This window comes from Achromobacter spanius, from assembly GCF_002812705.1.
Classification (GTDB): domain Bacteria; phylum Pseudomonadota; class Gammaproteobacteria; order Burkholderiales; family Burkholderiaceae_B; genus Achromobacter; species Achromobacter spanius.
In genome coordinates this window covers 1044777-1067619 of record NZ_CP025030.1, presented here as the reverse complement: position 1 = coordinate 1067619, position 22843 = coordinate 1044777, and the positions used below count along the sequence as shown (strand labels likewise).

Annotated in this window: 18 protein-coding genes; 13 read left to right on the top strand and 5 right to left on the bottom strand. The window is 63.9% G+C overall.

Features of this window, described 5'->3' with window-relative positions:
* Window positions 1-54: 54 nt before the first annotated feature.
* Window positions 55-1056: a GSU2403 family nucleotidyltransferase fold protein gene (locus CVS48_RS04770; protein ID WP_100853472.1), complete on the bottom strand. Its 1002-nt coding sequence runs from the start codon at window positions 1054-1056 to the stop codon at window positions 55-57.
* A gap of 79 nt (window positions 1057-1135) precedes the next feature.
* Window positions 1136-2029, bottom strand: a complete 894-nt coding sequence (locus tag CVS48_RS04765; RefSeq protein WP_100853471.1) for a LysR substrate-binding domain-containing protein — start codon at window positions 2027-2029, stop codon at window positions 1136-1138.
* A 146-nt stretch (window positions 2030-2175) separates the two neighbouring features.
* Here CVS48_RS04765 and CVS48_RS04760 point away from each other — a divergent pair, with 146 nt between their 5' ends.
* Window positions 2176-2571, top strand: a complete 396-nt coding sequence (locus tag CVS48_RS04760) for a RidA family protein (RefSeq protein WP_100853470.1) — start codon at window positions 2176-2178, stop codon at window positions 2569-2571.
* A 1-nt stretch (window position 2572) separates the two neighbouring features.
* A complete protein-coding gene (locus tag CVS48_RS04755) occupies window positions 2573-3748 on the top strand; it encodes an oxidoreductase (protein ID WP_100853469.1) in 1176 nt (391 codons plus the stop codon).
* 519 nt (window positions 3749-4267) lie between these two features.
* On the opposite strand, the gene CVS48_RS04745 is transcribed toward CVS48_RS04755, so the two are convergent.
* Together CVS48_RS04745 and CVS48_RS04740 are read right to left on the bottom strand one after the other, a co-directional pair.
* Window positions 4268-4783 carry a DUF2306 domain-containing protein gene (locus CVS48_RS04745; protein ID WP_100853468.1) on the bottom strand — a complete coding sequence of 172 codons (516 nt, stop codon included), beginning with the start codon at window positions 4781-4783 and terminating at the stop codon, window positions 4268-4270.
* 96 nt (window positions 4784-4879) lie between these two features.
* The gene (locus tag CVS48_RS04740) at window positions 4880-5467 is read right to left on the bottom strand and encodes a TetR/AcrR family transcriptional regulator (RefSeq protein WP_100853467.1); all 588 of its coding nucleotides are present in this window, start codon (window positions 5465-5467) and stop codon (window positions 4880-4882) included.
* Between the two features lie 644 nt (window positions 5468-6111).
* On the opposite strand from CVS48_RS04740, the gene CVS48_RS04735 reads away from it, so the two are divergent.
* From CVS48_RS04735 to CVS48_RS04695, 9 genes are all read left to right on the top strand, one after another.
* Window positions 6112-7371: a nucleotide sugar dehydrogenase gene (locus CVS48_RS04735; RefSeq protein ID WP_100853466.1), complete on the top strand. Its 1260-nt coding sequence runs from the start codon at window positions 6112-6114 to the stop codon at window positions 7369-7371.
* A gap of 39 nt (window positions 7372-7410) precedes the next feature.
* Window positions 7411-9900, top strand: a complete 2490-nt coding sequence (locus CVS48_RS04730) for a hypothetical protein (RefSeq protein WP_100853465.1) — start codon at window positions 7411-7413, stop codon at window positions 9898-9900.
* Window positions 9897-11972, top strand: coding sequence for a glycosyltransferase (locus CVS48_RS04725; protein WP_100853464.1), 2076 nt, complete (start codon window positions 9897-9899; stop codon window positions 11970-11972). Before CVS48_RS04730 ends, CVS48_RS04725 begins: the two co-directional genes overlap by 4 nt.
* Before the next feature lie 79 nt (window positions 11973-12051).
* Complete coding sequence (locus tag CVS48_RS04720) at window positions 12052-13209, top strand: polysaccharide biosynthesis/export family protein (protein ID WP_100853463.1); 1158 nt, start codon at window positions 12052-12054, stop codon at window positions 13207-13209.
* Window positions 13210-13216: 7 nt separating this feature from the next.
* The gene (locus tag CVS48_RS04715) at window positions 13217-14554 is read left to right on the top strand and encodes an ABC transporter permease (protein WP_100853462.1); all 1338 of its coding nucleotides are present in this window, start codon (window positions 13217-13219) and stop codon (window positions 14552-14554) included.
* 9 nt (window positions 14555-14563) lie between these two features.
* A complete protein-coding gene (locus tag CVS48_RS04710) occupies window positions 14564-15280 on the top strand; it encodes an ATPase (protein ID WP_100853461.1) in 717 nt (238 codons plus the stop codon).
* Window positions 15270-16433 (top strand): KpsE/RkpR family capsule polysaccharide export protein, encoded by a 1164-nt coding sequence (locus CVS48_RS04705; protein WP_242001366.1) that lies wholly within the window; start codon window positions 15270-15272, stop codon window positions 16431-16433. The genes CVS48_RS04710 and CVS48_RS04705 overlap by 11 nt, the downstream gene beginning before the upstream one ends.
* The gene (locus tag CVS48_RS04700; protein ID WP_100853460.1) at window positions 16426-18387 is read left to right on the top strand and encodes a tetratricopeptide repeat protein; all 1962 of its coding nucleotides are present in this window, start codon (window positions 16426-16428) and stop codon (window positions 18385-18387) included. The genes CVS48_RS04705 and CVS48_RS04700 overlap by 8 nt, the downstream gene beginning before the upstream one ends.
* 62 nt (window positions 18388-18449) lie before the next feature.
* A complete protein-coding gene (locus CVS48_RS04695) occupies window positions 18450-19661 on the top strand; it encodes a pectate lyase family protein (protein WP_100853459.1) in 1212 nt (403 codons plus the stop codon).
* On the opposite strand, the gene CVS48_RS04690 is transcribed toward CVS48_RS04695, so the two are convergent.
* On the bottom strand, window positions 19632-20537 hold the full coding sequence (locus CVS48_RS04690; protein ID WP_100853458.1) for a LysR family transcriptional regulator: 906 nt from the start codon (window positions 20535-20537) through the stop codon (window positions 19632-19634). The two genes, CVS48_RS04695 and CVS48_RS04690, sit on opposite strands and share 30 nt — an antisense overlap.
* 85 nt (window positions 20538-20622) lie before the next feature.
* On the opposite strand from CVS48_RS04690, the gene CVS48_RS04685 reads away from it, so the two are divergent.
* The gene (locus CVS48_RS04685; RefSeq protein WP_100853457.1) at window positions 20623-21468 is read left to right on the top strand and encodes an HpcH/HpaI aldolase/citrate lyase family protein; all 846 of its coding nucleotides are present in this window, start codon (window positions 20623-20625) and stop codon (window positions 21466-21468) included.
* A gap of 36 nt (window positions 21469-21504) precedes the next feature.
* Entirely contained in the window at window positions 21505-22788 is a 1284-nt protein-coding gene (locus CVS48_RS04680) for a CaiB/BaiF CoA transferase family protein (RefSeq protein ID WP_100853456.1), read from the top strand.
* Window positions 22789-22843: the final 55 nt, after the last annotated feature.

The following is a 22843-nucleotide window of genomic DNA, read 5'->3' as shown; positions in this document are numbered from 1 at the left end:
CGCGGAATAAATTGCCTAGCAATAGGGGCGCGCTGGGAGAGCTATTCACTATTCCTACAAGTCGCGCGCGCGTGCGCGAATGCGCTCGGGGATCGGTTTGATATCTTCAAAGGAAAGCTGCGGCAACCACGTTTCCACCAGTTGGAAAACGGCGGTTGCCTGCGCATAGTCCCGCCGACGTTTACCGGCATCGCGTTCCTTTCGTTCGCTCAGCCACAGTTTGAAGAGCGCGAACGCGCGCGGGTCTACCGTCGTCATCGTCGCCATTCCCCCGTTCGTGCTGATGATTACCTGCTCGAACTTTGGTGCCGAGAGCAGCCAATCCATGTTGTGCACTTTCACTGCCCAGAAGTCGTCTGCGTTGTTCCAGATTTGACCGGGTTCCGCAGTCTGGCAGCCCTCGTCTCGCTTGATCAGGTCGACTTGATAACCCTCGTTGTTCATCAAGGTGAATGGCTGGTCTTCCATCTTTGCGAAAGAAGCGTCAGCGCGCTGAATGACGCCCAAAAGCCCTTTGGGATCTGGGCTTGCAATCCGCAGCTTTGATCTGCTGTCCCGGAGCAGGTCGAGGTCTTGCGTGGCCATGATCGAATCGGAAAACGTGACGCTAGCAGCCGTTGCGTACGCATACATCGCATTCGTGCCGATCGTGATGATCTTCCGGGCCAGTCCGGCATTCTCGATCTGCGCCAACACTTTGGTGACGGGTGGGGGCACGTCACCAAGGCGCAATGCCCGGTTCAGCCTTACCTGCTTCTCCATCTGTGCCGTCAGTGACGCCAGCCGATCATGGGCAGCCTCGGAACGTTCAGCGTAGATTCGGGCGATGTCTTCGGTTCTGCTATCACGTGGCCCTAGGCTTTTTCGTTGACGAACGCCATGGTTGTAGCGGGTATTGACCAGATATTCGGTACCAGCGGCCGTCTCCCACTTAAGACGACCCTGGTACCTTTTGGCCTCTTCGAAGGCGGAGCGGTAGCTGGCATAAAGTTGCTGAGCATCAATGATCTGCTTAAGCTTCTGCTCAGCGACTTCTCGGAACGGCGATTCTGTCATAACTAGCTGATTTAAAAGAATTTTGGATGGTTTTGCGATTTTTGTTCAATACCATCCAAAAGTCAATGAAATCAATTGCTTAACTGTTTTCAGCCCTGGCCTGCGCACGCAACCACTCCGCCACCGTCTGAACCGGCGCGGAACTCGGTCGGTCGGCATGGGTGGCCAGGTGATAAGTGTGCCCATCAATCTCGGGTCCGAATGGCTGCACCAAGTGGCCGGCTGCCAACTCGTCGGCAATCAACGCCAGGCTGACCAGCGCAATGCCATGGCCGGCCACGGCCGCTTGTATTGCGTGCCCCTCATCTGAAAAGCGCAACTGGCTTGCTTGTTGCGGCTGCGGCAATTGCGCGACGGCGAACCAGCGTTCCCAGGTTGGGTTTTCGGGATGCGCCTGCTTCCAGTCGAAACGGATCAAGGGCAGGCGCGCCAGATCTGCCGGCGAGGTGACGCCCAGGCGGGGATTCGCCACGGGGGCGAAGCGGTCGGTGAACAAGGGTTGCGTGACCAGGCCGGGATACGGCCCTCGGCCGTAGCGGATGGCGATGTCGACCGCCGTGGATCGCAGGTCGGCAAGCTCGTCGCTGGCTTGCAACTGCAAGTCGATGCCGGGATGCTGGCTGCGGAAATCGCTCATGCGCGGCACCAGCCACTTCACGGTGAACGCATTGGTGGCGGAGATGCTGACTAGAACGCGCGTGCGCGGTTGCGTCAATCGGGCCAGCGTGGCTTCGAACGCATCGAAGCCGTCGCGCAGCACCGGGAACAACTGCGCGCCCGCTTCGGTCAGCGCCACCTTGCGCACCTGGCGGTCGAACAGCGCCAGGCCGGTTTGGGCTTCCAGTGCGCGAATCTGATGGCTGACGGCGGTTGGTGTCACCGCCAGTTCGGTGGCGGCGGCCTTGAAGCTGCCCAGGCGGGCGGCGGCTTCGAAGGCGCGCAGCGCAGATAGCGGAAGGGTGCGGCGATGCATGGCGGTGGGCTGATAGATGAATTTATCTCTTCTTATAGCTGACAAATGAACCTTTGTCAGGGGTGCGGCGTATTCCTACATTAAGGGAATGGATCAGTCATCCACGGCTGATCTTCCCAGCATCTACAAATGAGGAAATTCGCATCATGCTGAAACGTGTCACGACTCAACCCGACAACTACGCGCCCTTCCTGCTGTCGCAGGGCATCCAGTTTGGCAACCTGCTTTTCATCTCGGGCCAGGCGGGTGCCGCCGATGACGGCAAGATTGTGGAAGGCGGCTTCATGGCGCAAGGCGAGCAGGCCTTCTCCAACCTGCGCCGCGCGCTGGAAGCCGGCGGCTCCAGCCTGGACGACGTCATCAAGGTCACCATCTTCGTGACCGACATGGGGCACTTCAAAGACGTGGTGGCCTTGCGCCGCCGCTTCTTCTCGGCGCCCTATCCGGCCGACACCATCGCGGAAATCAAGGCCTTGTACGACCCCGCCGCCATGATCGAAATCGAGGCCATTGCGGCCGTGCGCCACCAAGAGGGCAACTGATATGAACACGCCTGTCGATCGTCCGGTAAGCAACACGCCGACAACGCAAGCGGGGCTGTTCACGCCGCTGCGGATAGGTGCGGCGCTAAGCCTGCCCAATCGTCTCGCCGTTGCGCCCATGACGCGCGTCAGCGCCACGGCGGACGGCCACGCCACGACGTTGATGGCCGATTATTACGAGGCCTTCGCGGCAGGCGGCTTTGGCCTGGTGATTACCGAGGGCATCTATACGGACAAGGCCTACGCGCAGGGCTATCTCTTTCAACCGGGGCTGGCCGACGATGCGCAGCGCGATGCGTGGCGCGCCGTAGTGGATCGCGTGCACGGCCAAGGTGGCCGCATCGTGGCGCAGTTGATGCATGCGGGCGCGCTGTCGCAGGGCAACCCCTATCGCGACACGGCCAAGGGCCCTTCGGCGGCGTTGCCGAAGGGGCAGCAGATGGCTTTCTATCGTGGCGTAGGGCCGTACCGCCTGCCCGAGGCGATGACGGCCGATGACATCGCCGAGGCCATCGACGGGTTTGCACAAGCGGCGCGGCGGGCGCAAGAGGCCGGGTTCGACGGTATTGAAATACACGGCGCCAACGGCTATCTGCTGGACCAGTTTCTGACGGCCCACACCAACGTGCGCGACGACCGCTATGGCGGAAGTCTGGACCAGCGGCTGCGCTTGACGGTGGATGTCATTCAGGCGGTGCGGCAGGCCACGTCGGCGCCATTCGTGGTGGGCGTGCGTGCTTCGCAAGGCAAGGTGAACGACTTCACGCACAAGTGGGAAGGCGGCGAGGCCGACGCGGCGCACATCTTCCGCACGCTAGGTGCGCAGCCCATCGACTACCTGCACACGACTGAATTCGAGGCCTGGCGTCCTGCCTTCGGTGAGCATGGCGAGAGTCTTGCCGCATTGGCGCGCAAGCAGGTTTCCGTGCCGGTGCTGGCGAACGGCTCCTTGCATGACGCCGCGCAGGCCGAAGGAATTCTGGCCAGGCAAGAGGCGGACTTCGTGTCGCTGGGCCGGGGGGCGCTGACGCATGCCGACTGGCCCGCTAGGCTGCGCGCGGGTCTGGCGCACGAGGCATTTGATCGCGGTCTGCTGGCGCCGATTGCCGACCTGGCCAACGCGATTCGTCATCGCGCCCAGCGTCAGCCTTGTATTGCGGACGTGGCGGCGGGTTAGACGCCGCGCCTTCAGTGCTGCTGCGTAGCTTTTCCGCCTGGGTCACCGGGGCAACCATGGCGGACGTGGGCTGTGCCGCCGCGCTCAAGGGCAGCGGCAGCATCGGCGGCACGCCCACCACGAAGCGATACGGGAGTTGCGGCAACAGGCCTTGGATGGTGCCCAGGTCATTGGCCTCGTCGGCGCGCGCCTGCAAGACGGTCTGCTCGTCTCGCAATGCCCGATTGACCGCGATGGCGTGCGCGTCCAGTCTGGCTTGCTGGTCATGGAACGCCTGGATGGCCAGCTTCAAGCAGTGGGCGGTGTACTGATCGCGCAGTGGGTCAATGGATGCGTCAGGCACGTCGGCGTTCGGACTGGACGACTGCCGGGGCGCCGGCGGGGTTGCCGCGGCTGCCTGCCGCGTGGAATGAATACGCGCGAACTGCTGCGCCTGCGTTCGCGCCGCGTGTTGAGCGCGGTAGGGGTCCGGGACCGTGTCGATGCGGGTGTGGCCAATCGGGTCGATGGCGCTGGAATTCATGGCAAATCCTGGTCTGAGTGTGACGGATCACGTTGCGTACCGATCCAGATCAACTGCGCCACCGACCCCACCAGGAACACCGCGAACCATGTCGCCAGCGCGCCTCGCACCAACGGCGATTGCGGCCCATCGGCAAGCGGATGCGAGGCGGGCAGCCGCGTCAGCGTTTCCGCGATGCCCGGCACGCACATCAGGAAAAAGCTGAATGAAAAACCAAGCTGCGACAGATAAGGATGCGCGCGGGACAGCAGGGGCAGTCGCGGCACGAGCAATGCGCCCGCCACCGACAGCAGCGCCAGGATGCCCAGCGCATGCCCGACATTGAACCCGCCCGAACTGGACAACCCGAACGACGTCAGCACCGCGATCAGCAGGCCGCCCAGATAGATCTTGCCGGTTCGCGTTGCGCTGTGGATGCCGCGATAGCGCGCAAAGCTGTACGCGCCTGCTGCAAGAGGCACCAGGCTGATGAGGGTGTGCGCGGCCCCCAGGGTGGAAATAGGATGTGGCATGGGGAATTCTCCAAAATAAACAACCGACTAGTTGGTTGGTAAGCAAGTAAAAAAAAGCGCACCGCTGGGTAAGTGTCGGTTCGAGTCCTGCGGTGATCAGGTCGAGGCGGCCAACTGCTTGATGGCCGCGCTTGAAATCGTGGCGAATACCTTGGGGTCGCCTAACGCGCGCGCCGTCAACATCGCGCCGTGCAAGGTCGACATGAACGTTTGCGCGTCTGCCTCGACGTTGTCGCGCAACCGGAATTGGCCTTGCGACACACCGCGTTCCAGCACCGACGCGATCCACGCCGTCAGCTCGCCGAAATAGGCGCGGACCTCGTCCGCGATGGGTGGGGGAATCATCGGCAATTCTGCGGCCAGCATGGCGCAGATGCACATGGGCATCGTGCCCTCGCGGATGCAGGTGGCCCAGTAGTCGGCATAGGCGGTCAAGCGCGCACGCGGGTCCGGCACATGTTGGTCCAGCGCCGCCAGGCCCTGCCGGGCTTGCGCGCGGTGATGCGACACCACGGTAAGGACCAGGTCCGCCTTGGTGGGGAAGTGATGATGGATGCTGGGCTTGCCAATATGCACCCGTTCGGACACATCGGCGTAGCTGAACCCGTGATAACCACCGGCGCCCAGCAGCAGCCGGGTCTGCTCGACGATCTCAAGGGCGCGGGGGGAAAGCTCCAAGCTCATGGGTAACAACTCTGGTCTGCTGAAAAAAAACGAAGCGCCGATACACGCAATAGGGCAGGGTCGGTCGAAGACTTCGTGTGGCAGCCAATCTACTAGTTGGTCGGTTACGTTGTCAAGCGATGCCGCAACCGGAAAGCTGGCGCATAGGAGGGGTGAATGGCTAGCACGGTGTCGTTACCTGAATTAGAAACTGATAATATTTTTTTCAGTTATTAATTAATAACCTTTGCCTGAGTCGATATTATGACGCTGTTAACGCGCTTTTCAGTTTCGTGAATTAATAATAAAAAACACGACTTTCAACATTCACTAACAGGTTGGCGACAACGCCATGTTGCCGTTTGTGTAATGAATGTAATTATTTGAGGGAATCCCCGGGGTTTATTACGGAACCTCTGACTTATTTGCACAGCAAAATAAATCTTTAGAAAGAAAATTGCTGTCCAGCCCCTCTACGATTCGTCTGCTCGCCGCCCAACAGCGTTATTTGGGTATCGAGACGTAACAACCCCCCTAGCAATAAGTCCGCCCAAGTGGGACAAAAGTAAATCGATTTCGCGTCGATTTTTTGTCTTTTGGGCGTCGATTTCTAGTGTCCCAGACACGACGAAAACAGTGAGGCCCCCGTGGTAAAGAGAATCGCAGTGTGTGGCCTTGGTTATGTCGGCCTGCCCGTGGCAGTCGCATTTTCCAAGCGCTTTGATGTCATCGGCTTTGATGTGGATAAGCGGCGAATCGCGACACTGAAAGAGGGACATGACTGGACTGGCGAGATCGAACGTGACGCATTGCTAGCGTCTCCCATGACCTTCACCGACCAGATCTCTGAACTGGAAGGTTGCGACTTCTTCGTGGTCGCCGTCCCGACACCCGTGGACGAAAAAAACAACCCCGACTTTTCCCTGCTGGTGCGGGCGTGCCGGTCCATCGGCCCCGTGCTGCGCCCGGGCTGCATCGTTGTCTTTGAATCCACCGTCCACCCTGGCGCCACCGAAGAAATCTGCGGCCCCGAGCTGGAAAAAGTGTCGGGCTTGCGCTGCGGCGTCGATTTCAAGCTGGGCTACAGCCCCGAACGCATCAACCCGGGCGACCGCGAGCACCCGCTGGAAAAGATCGTCAAGATCGTGTCCGGCCAGGACGAAGCGTCGCTGGAAATCATCGCGGGCGTCTACGAAAAGATCATTGATGCCGGCGTACACCGCGCCTCGTCCATCAAGGTGGCCGAAGCTGCCAAGGTGCTGGAAAACACCCAGCGCGACATCAACATCGCGTTGATGAACGAGATGTCGAAGATCTGCGACCTGGTCGGCATCCGCACCTCGGAAGTCCTGAACGCCGCCGGCACCAAGTGGAACTTCCTCAAGTTCACGCCGGGCCTGGTCGGTGGCCATTGCATCGGGGTCGACCCGTACTACCTGACGTCCAAGGCGCAGGAACTGGGCTATCACCCCGAAGTCATCCTGTCGGGCCGCCGCATCAACGACGGCATGGCCAACCACGTGGCCTCGCGCATCGTGCAGAACCTGGCGCGCGCCGGTCGCCTGAATGCGTCGACTCGCGTCGGCATCCTGGGCATGACCTTCAAGGAAAACGTGCCCGACATCCGTAATTCCAAAGTCGTCGACCTCTACAAGGCGCTTGGCAATTACGGCATTACCCCGGTCGCGTGCGACCCGATGGTCGATCCGGACCAGATGGAGCACGAATACGGCATCCAGCTCGTCAAGCGCGAAGATTTCCGCGACATGGACGTGCTGATTCTTGCAGTTCCGCACCGCGAAACCATGGAGACCATCTGGGAAGACATGCCCACCTTGGTCAAGAGCGGAGGCATGGTGTGCGACTTGAAGTCTGTGCTTGATAGCAAGCGGCTCGCCTCCGACCTCTTGTACTGGACTCTTTAAGTTCAGGCTCGCTATCCCTCACTACAGGAGAGACCCTGAATGACCGCATTTACCATTGCTCCGATCGGCACCTGCCGCATCCACACCCCGCTGCGCGACGCCGTGGGCCGCTACCCCATCAAGTTGCAGCTCGGCCGCAACTACGGCTTTGTGCACACCAGCGCCGAGGCGCTGCAGCAAGCGCGCTTCATGTTCGGCCAGGCCGATATTCCGGCCGACGTGCAGCGCCTGGTGTTCCGCCCGTCCAACGGCGAGCAGGCTCGCCGTGGCACGCACAAGCCGGCCGACCTGTACATGGTCGAGCTGTCCTCGCGCAAGCTGCTGACCATTGACGGCTACCCCATCCAGTCCAACTACCTGGGGCGCTACTTCAGTGAGTTCTTCGCCGACCGCACCCGCACGCGGATGTTCTGGTCCATGGCGCACGCAGACCGCCTGGCTGAACGCCGCGCGCTGCTGGACCAGGATCCGGTCTTCAAGGGGCTTTCCCAGGACGACCGCGAGCTGCTCGCCCGCATCGTCAAGCGCGACCAGACGGACGAAGAGATCGACGGCGAGATGCGTCAGTTGGTGGACCTGCTGGGCCACGACAAAGTGGTGTTCGTCACGCACGTCAACGCCTTGACGCCGGACAACGTGCCGATCGAACAGCGCGCCCAACTGATTGCCGCGGTGGCCGCCGGCGCGCAGCGCATCGGCGTGCCGTGCTATGACCCGACGCCGCTGATGAACAAGATCGGCCAGGCCGATGCGATGGAAAACGGCGGGCTTGACCTGACGCACTACACGCAGACCTTCGCCGAGCGCCTGTACGCCGAGTGGTTCAAGAACTACATGCGTCCGCGCATGAGCACCGCCACGACGCAGCCCGTTGTGCCCAAGCTGACCGCGGACGAAAGCGCCGAGCGCATTGAAAAGATCTGGGAATCGGGCGACCTGCGCGAAGCCTCGCGCCGGGTGCGCGACGTGCTGCGCCGCCATCCCGGCCTGCCCGAGCACACGCTGCTGTTCGCTCGCATTCAAGAAGAGCTGGGCGACTACGAAGGCTCGCTGGCGCTACTGGGTAGCGCGGACGGCGCAGACGGTGCGTTGGCCACCGGCAGCAAGGCCGAGCAGGTGCTGATGCGCAACCAGTTCAAGCTGGGTCGCTACGACGTGGCGTACTCGCTGGCGGCCGGCCTGCTGGGCGACGAAATCGAAACCCCCGAAATCGTGCGCATCGCCGCCGTGTCGGCGGGGCAGTTGGGCTATGTGGACGAAGCGCTGGGCAACTGGAAGCAACTGTTCCGCATTGCCTCGCCGGACGAGGCCAGCGCGCTGGAAGCGGCCGACACGGTGCTGTCGCTGCTGCAAGCCAGCGGTGACATGGAAGCGGTGTTGCGCTGGGTTCAGGAAGTGCGCGAGGCCATTCCGTCGCATGGCCGAGGCTTTGCGGTGCTGTGGCGCGACAGGCTGTTGAATGGTGACCGCGCGGCGCTGCGCGTGCTGGCGTCCGAGTCGCCCGCGCTGGACGACGTGTTGGCGCTGGAGCTGGTCAAAGAGGCTTCGTGGCGCGGCTTCATTCTGGCGGCGGCGGCGTTGGCCGTGTCTTGCCGACTGGCCCAGAGCGAGCGGGAAGACATCCGCACCTGGCTGTTGTCGCAATCCTCGGCATGGGCCGAAGAAGGCACGCGCGCCCTGGAAGAAGGGCGCTTGCGTGACGCGGCCGAACGCATCTGCGCGCACCGCCTGCTTAACCCCGATGCCTTGACCGCCCTGCGCTCGCAACGCGCCTTCGAACGTGCCATGCGCCTGGGCGTGCGCGCCGCGCTCTTGGCGGGCAACCACAAGGAAGTGATCGACCTGACGGACATCGCGCTGGACAGCCAGGTGGACTTCCCCGAGCTGGACACCATGCGTGGCCGCGCCGCCGACGCCCTGGGCGACAAGCAAACCGCGATGCGCCATCTGGAGCAAGCCGCGGCGGAAGAAGCCGCCCCGCTCAGCACGCAGTTGTACTTTGCGCGTGTGGCATTCAACGGCGGCTGGTTCGGCGAAGCCATCGACGCCTACAAGATGGTGCTGGCGCATGCATCGGCCGATCAAAGCGCCAAGGACGAAGCCGAGCGCCAGCTTGGCAGGCTGGGCCCGCGCGCCATCCGTGGCGCCCGCGAAATCCTGGCCGCCGGCGATCATCGCGGCGCCTGGACCTTGCTGGAGCGCGTGGCGCAGGCGTGGCCGGCCATGACCGAGGTCGAACACGAGAAGCGCCGCATCATCGCGGTCTTGTATGCCGAAGCGCGTGCGCTGGATCCGGCCAGCACCACCGAGCGCCTGGCGCTGGGCGAACGCATTCTGCAGCTTGTGCCCACCGACGCCATCGGCCTGCGCCTGGCCGCCGTGGGCGCCATGCGCCTGCATCGCTTCGAGCACGCCCTGCCTTACTGGCGGCGCCTGAAGGAACAGTCCGACAACCCGGCACAGTACGACCACTACATCGACCGTTGCCTGGTGTGGATTGAAAAGGCCAACCGCAGGAAGGCCGCATGAACCCGCCGCTGACAGCCGAGCGGACTGGCGTAATGTCCGACCTTCAATGGGTGCACGCCCAGTTGGAGGAGATCGTTGCGGCGTCGGTGCGGGTTCAGGTCGCCCAGGAAAACCTGCCGCGCGCCGAGGCGCTGGCGCGCGAGCACCTGGAAGACTCCAAAGTGCGTTTTCTGCTCCTTCGACTGAAGGAGTCGGCGGGCTTGAACGAGGGCATGGCCGAGCAGTGGGCCACGCTCTTGAAAGAATGGCCGGACGATCTTCTGATCGTCCGCTACTGCGCGACTCGCCTCGTCAAGGAACGGCATGTCGACGAGGCCCTGGCCTTGGTCGACCGCCATCTGCCCGAGTCGTCGGAGAACCCCTCGCGCTTGTTTGCGCGTGCCAAGCTGCTGAGCGACATCCGCGCGCACGCGCAGTCGGATGCGCTGTTTCGCCGCTTGATCCTGCAACATACGGATCGCAATATCCGCGTCGAATTCGCCAAGCGCCTGCGCAAGCGCGGCTTGCTGCTTGAAGCCTATGAAGCGATCCGGCCCGTGGCCAGCCATCTGGCGCCGGGCAGCAAGGCGGCGGAACTGGCCGAGGGCCTGGCTCGCGACTACGCCTTCTATCGCGGCCTGGAGCCCGAGGCGGCGCTGGCGGGCAAGGACATCAGGATCGTGTCGATGAAGCATGCGATCCTGCATTTTCGGAATCGCCAGATTCCCGAGCAGCCGCCGGAAAAGCCGATCTCGGTGGCGCTGGTTACCGGCAGCCTGGGGCCGGGCGGCGCCGAACGGCAATTGACGCGGCTGGCCGGCGAATTGACGCGCATGGCCGAATTGCCTGACCAAGTATTGCCTGGCAATGGCGCGGCCCCCGCGCTGATGCGGCCCGAGAAGGTTGAGGTGATGGTCAAGCAGCACACCGAGCCGAACGGTTCCTCGAAGAAGCAGGGCTTGGACTTCTTCTTGCCCGTGCTGGTGAAGGCGCAGATTCCGGTCACCGAAATCAATCGCTTGCCCGCCGTGTCGGTGGCGCATCAATCCGTGCCCGACGGCCGCCTGGGCCGTCTGCTGGAACAGTTGCCGCCGCCCGTGCACTATGGCGTCACGCGCCTGGCGCCGGTGTTGCGCGCCAACCCTTTCGACGTGGTCAGCCTGTGGCAGGACGGCACGTGCCTGTTCGGCGCATTGGCCGCGCTGCTGGCCGGCGCCCCGACCATCCACCTGGTGTTTCGCGGGCTGCCGCCCAACATCCGCAAGGATCGGTTCCGCGAGGAATACCCCGAACTGTTTCAGGCCCTGGCGCAAGTGCCCGGGGTGTATTTCGTCAGCAACAGCCGCACGGCCGCCGAGGCCTATGCGGACTGGCTGGGCATCCCCATCGTGCGCTTTCACGTCTTGTACAACGGCGTGCCGGACCTGGCGGTCAATGCCTCGCCCGCGGACGAAGCCAAGTGGGAGGCCTTCAAGGAAAGCACCAGTGACGCGACGGAAACGATCGGCGGCGTGTTCCGCCTGGAGCCCGACAAGCGCCCGCAACTATGGATCAAGCTTGCCGCGCTCTATCTGAAACGACGACCGCAGGCGCGCTTTGTCATCGTGGGCGACGGCCGCCTGCACGACAACATCGTGGCGCTGGCCGAAGAGCTGCGCGTGCAAGACCGGCTGCTGCTGGTGGGCCTGTCGAACCACGTGGGCTACTGGTATTCGCAGATGGATGCCAGTGTGCTGCTGTCGCGCTACGAGGGCTTGCCCAACGTGCTGATCGAGGCCCAGCTTCTGGGCGTGCCGGTGATCTCCACACCGGCCGGCGGCGCGGGCGAGTGCTTTGTCGAGAACGAGACGGGGCATCTGCTTTCGGATGTCGAGCATCCGGACATGCACGAGGCCTGCGACAAGGTGGAGTCGATGATCGACCTGGCGCGCACCAACCAGGAATTGAAAACGCAAAGCCGGCAGCGGGCGCAGAACCTGTTTTCGCTGGACGCGATGTTGTCCATGTTCCTGAGCCTGTGCGTGCCCGTCATGCCTGTCTCCGAGAACGATGAGCGCATCGACTACGTGCCGATGCAACGGATGCTTGCCTGATAGGCGGCTTTGAGCGGCTGATCAGCGGTTGCGCTGATCAGCCGTTCAATTTTCCGAGGTCTTAAAGGTTAAGGTTTTTATGCAAATGAACGTCCCGGCTCCGAGCCTGCGGCGCAACGCGGCAATCACCATGATGGTGCTTGCCGCCCTGTCATTGACGGGATGCCAGCTGCCGCGTTCCGGTCCCATGTTGAGCGAGATGACGGGGGCGCACGACGACAAGGACGTCATCGTGATGCCCGCCTCGCGCGAGCTTGTGCAAGAAAGCAGGGTGCCCGACGTCGCGGACTTTCCGGTCCGCTACCGTGACCTGACCGAGGCGGGGTTCGACCGCCTGGTTCCGGGCGACGGCATCAACGTGAAAGTGTGGGAACGCGGTGGCCTGGGCGTGTTCGCGGCGGACCCGTCCGGCGTCAGCGACCTGGGCAACCAGCAGATCGACCGGGCGGGCAACGTCTATTTCCCCATCATCGGAAAATTCCAGGCCGGCGGCCTGACGCTGGCCCAGCTGCATGACCGCGTTGTGCAGCGCCTGGCCAAGCTGGTGGTGGGCGCCGACGTCAGCGTGACGCGCGCCGCCGCCGAGCGCGGCCAGATGGTGACCGTGCAGGGCAACCTGACCAAGCCCGGCATGTACCCCATCACCCAGACCGCGCAACGGCTGAGCAGCGCGCTGGCGCAGGCCGCGCCCGTGCAGACGAACCCCGAGCAACTGGTCATCAGCCTGCGCCGCGACAACCAGGTGGCGTCCGTGCGGCTGTCGGATATCTATCGCAACCAGAACAACGACATCCTGCTGCGGCCGGGCGACGTCATCACCGCCTACGATTCGCGCGAGTACCTGACGGTGCTGGGCGCGGCCGGCACGCAAGGCCGCGTGGCGATCAGCAAGCGCAACTACAGCGTGCTGGACGCGCTGGCTGATTCGCGCGGCCTGGACGACAAGCTGGCGGATCCGCGTTCGGTGTTCCTGTTCACGCCAGCGAAGGCGGGCGTGGAAGGCAAGCCGGACATGCTGCCGGTGGTCTACCAGTTTGACCTGACCCGTCCGGAGCAGGTGGCGCTGGCGCGTGAATTCACCGTGCATGAAGGCCAGGCCATCTACATTTCGGATGCGCCGTTTACCCAGGTTCAGAAGGTCTTGTCGGCATTCCGCGTCACCATGAGCGCAGGCTTCAGCGCCACGCGGGCCATCGACAGCGATTCGGGCGGCAGCTCTACCGGCGTGTCTCAATAGCGTGTCGATGAGCAACGAGGACCGGATCAAGGGTTGGCGCTCGCGCCGCAAGGACAGTAGTTACGCGGTAGGGTCCGGGGTCGACGCCTGGCGGCTGGACCCGGCCGTGCTGTTTGAAGCCAAGGCGCCGCCTGCTGTCTTGTTCAAGCCTTTGCTGGCGCGCCTGCAGGGCGAGCCGCACGACTCCGTGGCCGCCCGCCGGGCGGTGTACGAGGCCGTGCAGGCGGAACTGGACGCGGAGATTGCGCGCGGCAAAGTCGATGAGACCGTCGCCGATTTTTCGCGGCGCAGGCTGCGCATCATCGTGCGTTTGCTTGAGCAGGACATCCGCGCGGGTGTCGAGGTGTTCGCGCCGGGCTACATGCCGGCCAAGCTGGTGGCCGAAGACCAACGCCTGGCCGATGCGCATGCGCGGCGCGTGGAGCGGCGCAAGCAGGACGAGGCGCGTGACGCGCGTCGCCATGCCTCGCGCAACGACATCGCGCTGGAAGTCGAGCTGCCGCGCGACGAGGCCGCGGACCTTGCGATCCTGCGGCAACACCTGCGGGTGCTGCATGACGGGCATCATCCGCGCATGGCCGAATACCGGCCCGTGGGACGCACCTTGCTGGCGCTGTTCGTGTTTCAGTTGCGCGTGATCCACGGCGAAAGCCGCATCGCCCTGCTGTGGGCCCTGGTGGGCCCGGTGGTGCTGCTGACGCTGATTTCGTCGCTGTACATCCTGATGGGCACGCACTACATCCTGGGCATGGATGTGCAGACGTTTTCGCTGCTGGGCGCCACCACCTGGATCATGTTCCGGCAGATCATTTTCAGAAGCAGCGCGGCCTATATTTCGGCGCGCGGCATCTTGAACTTCCAGGGGGTGACGCCGCTGATGTGCGCGCTGGTGCAGTCGCTTATCTACCTTTCGATATACCTGGTGGTGTTCGCGATACTGATCAGTGCCGGCCACGCGCTGGGGTTCATCACCCTGCCGATAAGCTGGGGCGGGTTTGTGCTGTTTGTCGTGCTGATGGGATGTTGCGGCTCGGCCATGGGCCTGCTGTTCGGGTCGATTGCCACCTTCTGGCACTTCTTCCTGCGGCTGGCGCCGGTGATCGAGCGCTTCTTGCAGATTTTCTCGGGCGTGTTCTTCGTGTCGGAACAGCTACCCGAGCATCTGCGCCCGTGGATCCTGTGGTCGCCGTTCGCGCACGGCATGCAGCTGTTGCGCTCCGCGTACTTCGAGGCCTACGAATCGACCGACGCCAGCCTGGGTTACTTCCTGACGTCCCTGGTGTTCCTGATGGTGGTTGCCTTGGCGGCCGAGCGTCTGGCCCGCCCCAACATCCAGCCAATGTGAGGCACGAAGATGATTCATCTGAACGGCGTCACCGACGAGCCCTTTGCCTTTGGCGCCAGGCAGGCGCTGCTGGCCAACGTCACCCTGGACATTCCGGTGGGGCGCTATGCGCTGCTGTCGCCCGCGCCGGAAATGCATCGCCAGATTATCGACGTGCTGTGCAACCTGCGCCCGCCGCGCCAGGGCTTCGTCAAGCACGACGGAAACGTGTCGTGGGCCATCGGCCGGCAAGGCTTTATTCGCGGCAAGGCAAACGGCCTGAGCATGATCGACTTCGTCAGCGAGATGTACGAGATCGACGCGGATGCCACCCACGAACTGGTTGCCGACCTGATCAGCGACCCCAAGACCCTGGCCAAGCCCATGGAGCATTGGCCGCTCTACGCACGGCAGGAATTTTCGTTCGCACTGGCGCTGGCGCCGGCGTTCGACGTGTATGTGATCGAAGGGTCCATCCCTTTCGAGCCCTGCCGTTTCACCCGTCTCTGGCTGGCGCTGTTCGAAGAGCGGCTGATTGGCCGGACATTGATTTTTTCCAGTTATCGCCAGAATCAGTTGGCGGACTATTGCCTGAAAGGCTTGATTTATGAACGAAGCAACCTCCGGATCGAAGACGACCTCGACCAATGCATCAGCCGGTTCCCCCCAAGACGATCAAGGAACGAATCCGGCAACGCGGGCGACGACGTCTTCGGAGGCTTCGAGGACAGCCAGCTTGGCATCTGAAGGCGGCTCCGAGATCGAACGCCGCCGTCTGGAACGGCAGGCGTCGATACGCGAGCGCCGCCGCCACCGCTGGATCAATGCGCTGATCGTGATTGCGCCGGTGGCGTTCGCCCTGGTCTACGCGCTGATCATCGCCACGCCGCGCTACGAAGCAGAATCGCGCTTCTTCGTGCAGGCGGGGTCGGGTCAGCAAGGCGGCGGAGGCGGGCCGGCAAGCCTGCTCACCACCGGCAACATGGGCGGCATGCTGGGCGGCTTTGTCGACGGCTGGGCCGTGGCCGATTTCCTGAAATCGCGCGACGCCATGCAGCAGCTTGATCAACGCGTGGGCCTGCGCCAATACCTGGTGCATGCGGGCGTGGACCCGCTCAACCATCTTTCCGAAGACTCAAGCAACGACGATCTTTACCGTGCCTATCAACGGGCGGTGCACGTGTCGTTCAACGCGCTGGAGCAGATCGACGTGTTGCGCGTCAGCGCGTATTCCCCCGACGACGCCGCCACCTTGTCCCGCGCGCTGATCGGGCTGGCCGAGGAATTCGTCAGTTCGATGAACAAGAAGGGCGTGGCCGACAAGCTCAAGGTCAGCGAAGAGTCGGTGCGGCTTGCCGAGCAAAAGGCGCTTGGCGCCCGCGAGGCGCTGACGGCGTGGCGCACCACGCACGGCAACATCGACCCGACCGCCACGGTGTCGATGCTGCTGAACCTGTCCAGCCAGCTTGAGACCGAGTTGAGCAGCGCGCAGATCAATCTGGACAAGATTCGTGCGCTGGGCAACAAAGACCATTTCATGCTGAAGCCCGCTGAAATGCAGGTGGTAGCGTTGAAGAAGCGGATTGAGTCGGTGCGCCGTCGCCTGAGCGGCCAGGGCAACACCGAAGCGAAGCAGCTTAAATCCTACGAAGCGCTGAGAAACACCCAGGCCTTCGCGGATTCGAACCTGACCCTGGCGCAGCAGTCATACCAGCAGGCCATGACGGATGCGCTGCGCTTGCAGCGGTACCTGTCCATCATTGCGCAACCGGTGCCCACCGACCGGCCGAGCAGCCCGCGCACTGCCATCTTGTTGCTGCAAGCGCTGGCGCTGGGATTCGTGTTGATGTTCATCACCCGTGTGGGGATGGCGTTGTTGAGGGGGCTGCGACATGGTTGAAAACCCGGTTGAAAACCCGGTTCAAAATTCGGTTGATTCGGCTGGTGCTTCGGCTGTCAATCCTGCCGTCGCGGCGCGCCGCGCGCAGGCCGACGCCACCGCGCGGCTGCGCGAAGTCATCAAGGAAATCCTGGACGCCGAAGACCCCGCGCGCGACATGGCCAAGCTTGCGCCGGTGCTGGTGGGCGCAAGCGATGGCTGGCGCGATGTGCGACGCTTGCTGGTTTCGCCTTACATGCGGGAAGGCCGGCTTGCGCTAGCCATTGCCGCGCTGGAGGTGCTGATTGCCGCCTACCCCTTGCGCGCCGATGAACGCCGCACGCTGGCCAGCCTGTTGGGGCGCACCGAGCAGTGGGAACGCGCCATTGCCGAGGCCGACGCCGCCGGCGCGTTGGCGCCGGAATCCGCAGCCATGCATGCCGCGCGGATCCAGTTGCGCGTGCAGGCCGGCCGTGTCGCCGAGGCCGCCGACGTCGCCCGCGCCACGCTGGACATCGCGCACGCGGACCCCGGCGAAGCGCACTTCTGGATGCTGGCCTTTTCGCGCAACGGCGATGCGGCTGATGCGGCAGGCATCGCGGCGTCGCTGGATCCGAACAAGCTGCCGAACGAGCGCGTGGCGACCGTTGCCGTGCGCGCCTTGATGGACGATGACCGCGCCGAGGCCGCCATTCAGCTTGGCAATGCGGCGCTGGGCGCGGGGCACGACAGCGCCGCCTTGCGCTCGTCGCTCGGCTTGTCGCACCTTCGGCGGAGCACTGAAGATGACCGCAAGGTGCATGCGCTGACGCACTTCGAGGCGGGCTTGCGCGCGTCGCCGGCCGACGTCAGGCTGCTGACGCTATACGGCGAAACCCTGCTGCGCGCCGGCCGCTACAAAGAGGCCGTTGCGCCGCTTGCGCAGGCGATTGAACTGGCGCCGGATCTGGAGCAGACGCGGGCGCTGTATGCGCGCGCGCTGCGCTACACCTTGCGGTACGACGAAGCCGCCGAGCAGATGCTGAAGCTGCTGGAGAAATCGCCCGAGAAGGGAATGTGGCAGCGCTCGACCATCGGCGCCTTGTCGCAGGCGGGCCGCAAGCAAGAGGCCGAGGCGCTGTACGACAAGTATGTCGCGGCACGTAGCGAGCAACTGCCCGCGACCTTTCAGGAAGCCGTGCGCCAGATGGAAGCGCGTCTGGATTCCGCGCCCATCCCGCAGGCGCGTCTGGACTGGGCGTGGTCGTTGCGCGGTGACAAGGATATTGATCGCGTGGAATGGGAGCGCCGGGTGCGCTGGGGCCACATGATGGACCACCTGCTGTTCGACTGGCTGGAATGCCGCGAGGACAGCGTCGAAGAGGCCATGCAGGTGCTGGGCGAGCTGGACACCGGCGAACGCTTTTTTGCGCCGCTCTTGGCGGCCGGCCGGGGGGTGGTCGTTGCCACGGCGCACGTCGGCCCCATGTATGCCGGGCTGATGGCGTTGGAATTGCTGGGCATCCCCTCGCGTTGGCTCGCGACCGCGCCCAGCGTGGCCCAAAGCAGCTACGCCACGGCCTTGATTTCCACCGCCGACCAGACCGAGGCGCAGGTGGCCAAGGCCTGCATGCGCGCACTGAACTCGGGCTATGTGCTGTGTCTGGCCATCGATGGCGCGGCAAACCCGGCCGCGCCGCGAACCACTTTCGAAGGGCAGGACGTCACGTATTCCAGCTTTGCGTCGCACCTGGCGCATCGGCTGGGCGTGCCGTCGGTGTTCTACGTGCCGCGCTGGGAAAACGGCCACGTGGCCTATACCTTGGAAATGCTGCCTGCCGCCAATCCCGGTGAAGACGCCGATGCGTATGCGGAGCGTTGGAAGGCCGCCTACTTCGAACGGCTGCGCGAACACCTGGCCGGCCCGCCGGAAGACCTGCGCGCAAGCGGCGGCATCTGGCGCCATGTGACGCCCGCGGATCGCTCCGCGCAGTGACTAGGAGGGCGCGAATGCAGCCTGGAAAGAAGCCAGAAACGAAGACCCGAGCGAAGCCCGGAATGAAGGCGTTGCGTCGCTTGCTGGCCTGGGCCATTCCGGCCTTCGCCATGTTGGCGGGCGGCACCGCCGCAGCCAGTGAATCGTGCGCCACCCCGGATGCAAGCTGCGCCTGGGTTTCGTCGCTCTTGCAACAGCGCGAGGGCTACGGCGCCCGGGCCACGGGCGGCTTGGGCGGCAGGTTGATCGAGGTCACCTCCGACCAGGACGCGGGGCCGGGCACGCTGCGCGCCGCGCTGGCGCAAGCCAAGAAAGGACCCACGTGGATCCGCTTTGCGTCCGACATGACGATTGTGCTGAAGAAGCAGCTTCGCGTGCCGTCGAACACCACGATCGATGGACGCGGCAAGCGTGTCGCATTGATCGACGACGGCCTGGGCGTGTATGGCAGCCAGAACGTGATCCTGACGCATCTGACGATAGACGGGCGCCTGAACCGGCTGACGCAAGCGGTGAACGTGGCCAATGGCAGCCGCGACGTGTGGGTGGATCATATGGATCTGTCGCGCATGTCCGACCGGCTGCTCAACGTGAAGAACGGCTCGACCGACGTCACGATTTCATGGACCAAGTTCCATAACTCGAACAAGGTCATGCTGCTGAACAACATTACGTCCAAAGACCTGTTCCACAACTACGAGCGCGATTCCATTGCCCGCGTGACGCTGCACCACAATTACTTTTTCAATACCGTGCAGCGCAATCCGCGCGGGCAATTCGGCACCTTCCACCTGTTCAACAACCTGCTTGAAAACTGGGACTTCTACGGCATGAGCTTCAGCCTGGAAGCGAAAGCGCTGGTCGAAGGAAACATCTTCAACAACGACACGAAGCGCAAATGCGTCGAGCCGGAATTCTTCCCTACGGTGGAAGGCATCAATGTGAACTACTGCCGCTACATTCCCATCGCCTCCGGACGCAGCGCGCTGGACAACGGCGAATCGGATCGCGGCGCCTATGAAAAATTGAAGGCCGTGCATGGCTACACGCGCGACTACAAGGCCTTCTTGCGCTTGAAAGACAACCTGTACCTGGGCGATGCCAAGCCCGTGCTTCAGGACTACCGCCCCGAGTCAGCCCCCACGCCGCCGTACTGCTACAGCTATGAGCGGCCAACACCGGAACTGGCCGAGAAGATCCGCAAGTTCGCCGGCAATACCTCGGCCGATACGCCTTTGCCGGCGTCACGCACCGGGGCGGGGTGCGCCGGGTAGTTGCACCTTGGCGTACTCCACCACCGCGATGTCACGAAACGCCCGGATCAGCGCCAGCCGGGGCGACACCCGTGACCAGATCAGCCCGAAGCGGCGCGGTTCGCAGTGTTCGGGCAGCGGTAGCGCCAACAGGCCCAGCCGTTCGATCGCGCCGTTGGTCGATTGCGGCAGGATCGCCACGCCCAGGTCGCGGCTGACCATCACCGCGATCGACTCGATGGCGTTCAGTTCGAAGCGTTCACGCGGTGTGATGCCCACCCGCCGCAGATAGTCATCGACGTGGCTGCCGCCCCAGTCGCTGCGCTGATAGCGGATGAACGGCTCGGTGGTCAGCAGGCTGTGCGGATGCCGCCCCGCGTGGCGTGGGGCCGCCGCCAGCACATAGGGTTCTTCGCGCAGCAACTGCCAGCCCAGGCTTTTGGATAGCGGGTAAGGCGCCTCCAGGGCGATGGCGGCATCCAGTTCGCCGCTTTCAATGGCGGGATAGAAGCGCACCGAATGCCCCGGCTGAATCTCGACGTTGATCAGCGGGTGGCGGCTGACCAGATGTTCCAGGATGGCCGGCACCATGGAATTCAACGCGGTGTTGCCGGCGCCCAGCCTCAGCTCTCCCATCATTTCGTCGGATCGCGCCAGGTAGCGGATCTTCTCGATGCGCTCCAGGACCTCGCGCATGGGGCCGATCAGTTCAATCGCCTTGGCCGTCAGGTGCACCGTGCGGCCGGCGCGCGCCACCAGCGGCACGCCCAGTTCCTGCTCCAGTTTGCGCACCTGTTGCGCCACGGCGCCATGGGTCAACCCCAGGCGGCGAGCGGCCTCGGCCATGGAGCCATGCTGGCCCACGGCGGCCAGCGTATGTAGGAAGTCGGTGTTCATAACGATAGATATTCTATCTTCTTATCGTAATTTGGCTGTCCCCTGACGCCGTGGCGCAGCGCCACAATGCCACCAGGAGACACCAATGAGAAGCAAGCTATTCGTGCCGGGTTCGCGCCCGGACCTCTTCGATAAAGCCATGGCCAGCCAGGCGGACGCGCTGTCCTTCGATCTGGAGGACGCTGTTGCCCCCACGCGCAAGCAAGAGGCGCGCGATGCCTTGGCCCACTGGCTGGCCTCCCCCGGCTTTGCGTCGGCGCAGGCGCTACATCCCAAGAAAATTATCGTTCGCGTGAATGCGGCCGATACCCCGTACTTTGCCGCCGACCTGGACGCGCTGGGCGGCTTGCCGATTGACCTGCTGAATCTGCCCAAGGTGGAAAGCGCCACGGCGCTGTGCGAGGCCGCCGCCCAAGCCATTGCCGCGGGCTTTCAGAATGAATTCCTTATCACCGTGGAAACCCCGCGCGCCTTGGCCAGCGCGGCCGAGTTGGCCGCCGCGCATCCGCGTGTGGCCGGCTTGCAATTGGGCCTGGCCGATCTGTTCGAACCGTTGGGTATCGACCGTTACCAGCCCGAAACGCTGCGCGCGGTGATGCTGCCCTTGCGGCTGGGTGCCGGTTGCGCGGGCAAGTACGCCATGGACGCGGCCTATGCCCGCGTGCGCGATGCCGAGGGCTTTCGCGCGGAAGCGAAGCTGGCCCGTTCGCTGGGCTTTCTGGGCAAATCCTGCGTGCATCCCAGCCAGGTCGCCATCGCCAACGAGGTCTTCGGCTTCAGCGCCGAAGAGGTCGCCGAGGCCGAGCGGATTGTGTCGGCCAGCCGCGAGCAGGACGGCGTGGGCGCCTTCCTGCTGGACGGAAAGATGATCGACGCGCCCTTCGTGCAACGCGCCCGCGATGTGCTGCTGGCAGCCGGCCGGGCCGCCTGACGCGCGCCAGGCCATGGACATTAAGTGAACCAAAAAATGGAATTTGAATCCCCCGCCAACCTGCCGCTGGCAGGCATCAAGGTGCTGGACCTGAGCGCCTACATTGCCGGCCCCTACGGCTGCGCCCTGCTGGGCGACATGGGCGCCGACGTGATCAAGGTGGAGCCGCCCGAAGGCGACAACCTGCGCAAGTACCCGTCCACACTGGCGGCTGAAAGCCGCGCCTTTCTGGGCATCAACCGCAACAAGCGCGGCCTGTGCCTGAACCTGAAGGACGAGGCCGGCCACGAGGTGCTGCTTCGGCTGGTGCGTGAGGCCGATGTGCTGGTCCATAACTTCCGGCCGGGCGTGCCGGAACGGCTGCGGATAGACTTCGCCACCGTGTCGGCCGTGAACCCGCGCCTGATCTATTGCGCCATGACGGGCTACGGCGCGGTCGGCCCCATGGCGCGCCATGCGGGTTACGACCAGGTGCTGCAATCGATGACGGGCATGTGCGCGGCGCAGGCCAAGGCCGACGGCCCGCCCGAAGTGTTGTACGGATCGGTGGTGGACTACTACGGCGCCGCGTTGATCTCGAACAGCGTGTCGGCGGCGCTTTACCAGCGCGAGAAGACGGGGCGGGGCCAGGCCATCGAGGTATCGCTGCTGGGTAGCGCGCTGGCCATGCAATCGGCCCGCCTGGTGTGGGCCGAGGGCGAGCCGCGCCACCTTGAGCGCGACATGCGCTCGGGCGGCATCACGGGCATCCATCCCACGCGCGAAGGCCATCTGTATTTGTCGGCCAACACGCCGCATTTCTGGCGCGCCCTGTGCGGCCATCTGGACCTGCCTGACCTGGCCGACCACCCCGACTACGACACCGTCAAGAAGCGCGCGGCGCAGGCGGCCGTGCTGGTGCCGCTGGTGCGCCAGGCCTTGTCGCGCGCCTCCGCCCGTGAATGGGCCGAGCGCTTTGGCCAGAGCGTGCCCTGCGCCGAGGTGCGCCCGGTGGAAGACATGTTCGACCACCCGCAGGTGGAAGCCATGGGGCTGATGCGCCCGTATCACAGCAAGCAGGCGGGCAACTATCTGGGCCTGGCGCAATGGGCGCATTTCGGTGCGTCCGGCCAGGCCGCTGCCAGCGAAGGCAAGGCCCCCGAAGCGGTCACCGAGAACGCCATCGGAAGCGCGAAAAACAGCACCAACGACAGCACCAACGACAGCGCCGCCGGCCGCGCCGCGCCCAGTTTGGGGGAACACAGCGAAAAAATACTGTCCACCCTGGGATACACCGAGCAGGAAATCGAGCAATTAATGCAATCCGCTGTGGTGCAATAAGCCGTAACAAAACGATAGCAAAATTCGTCCGTGACAGGACGAGGAGACAGCAGCC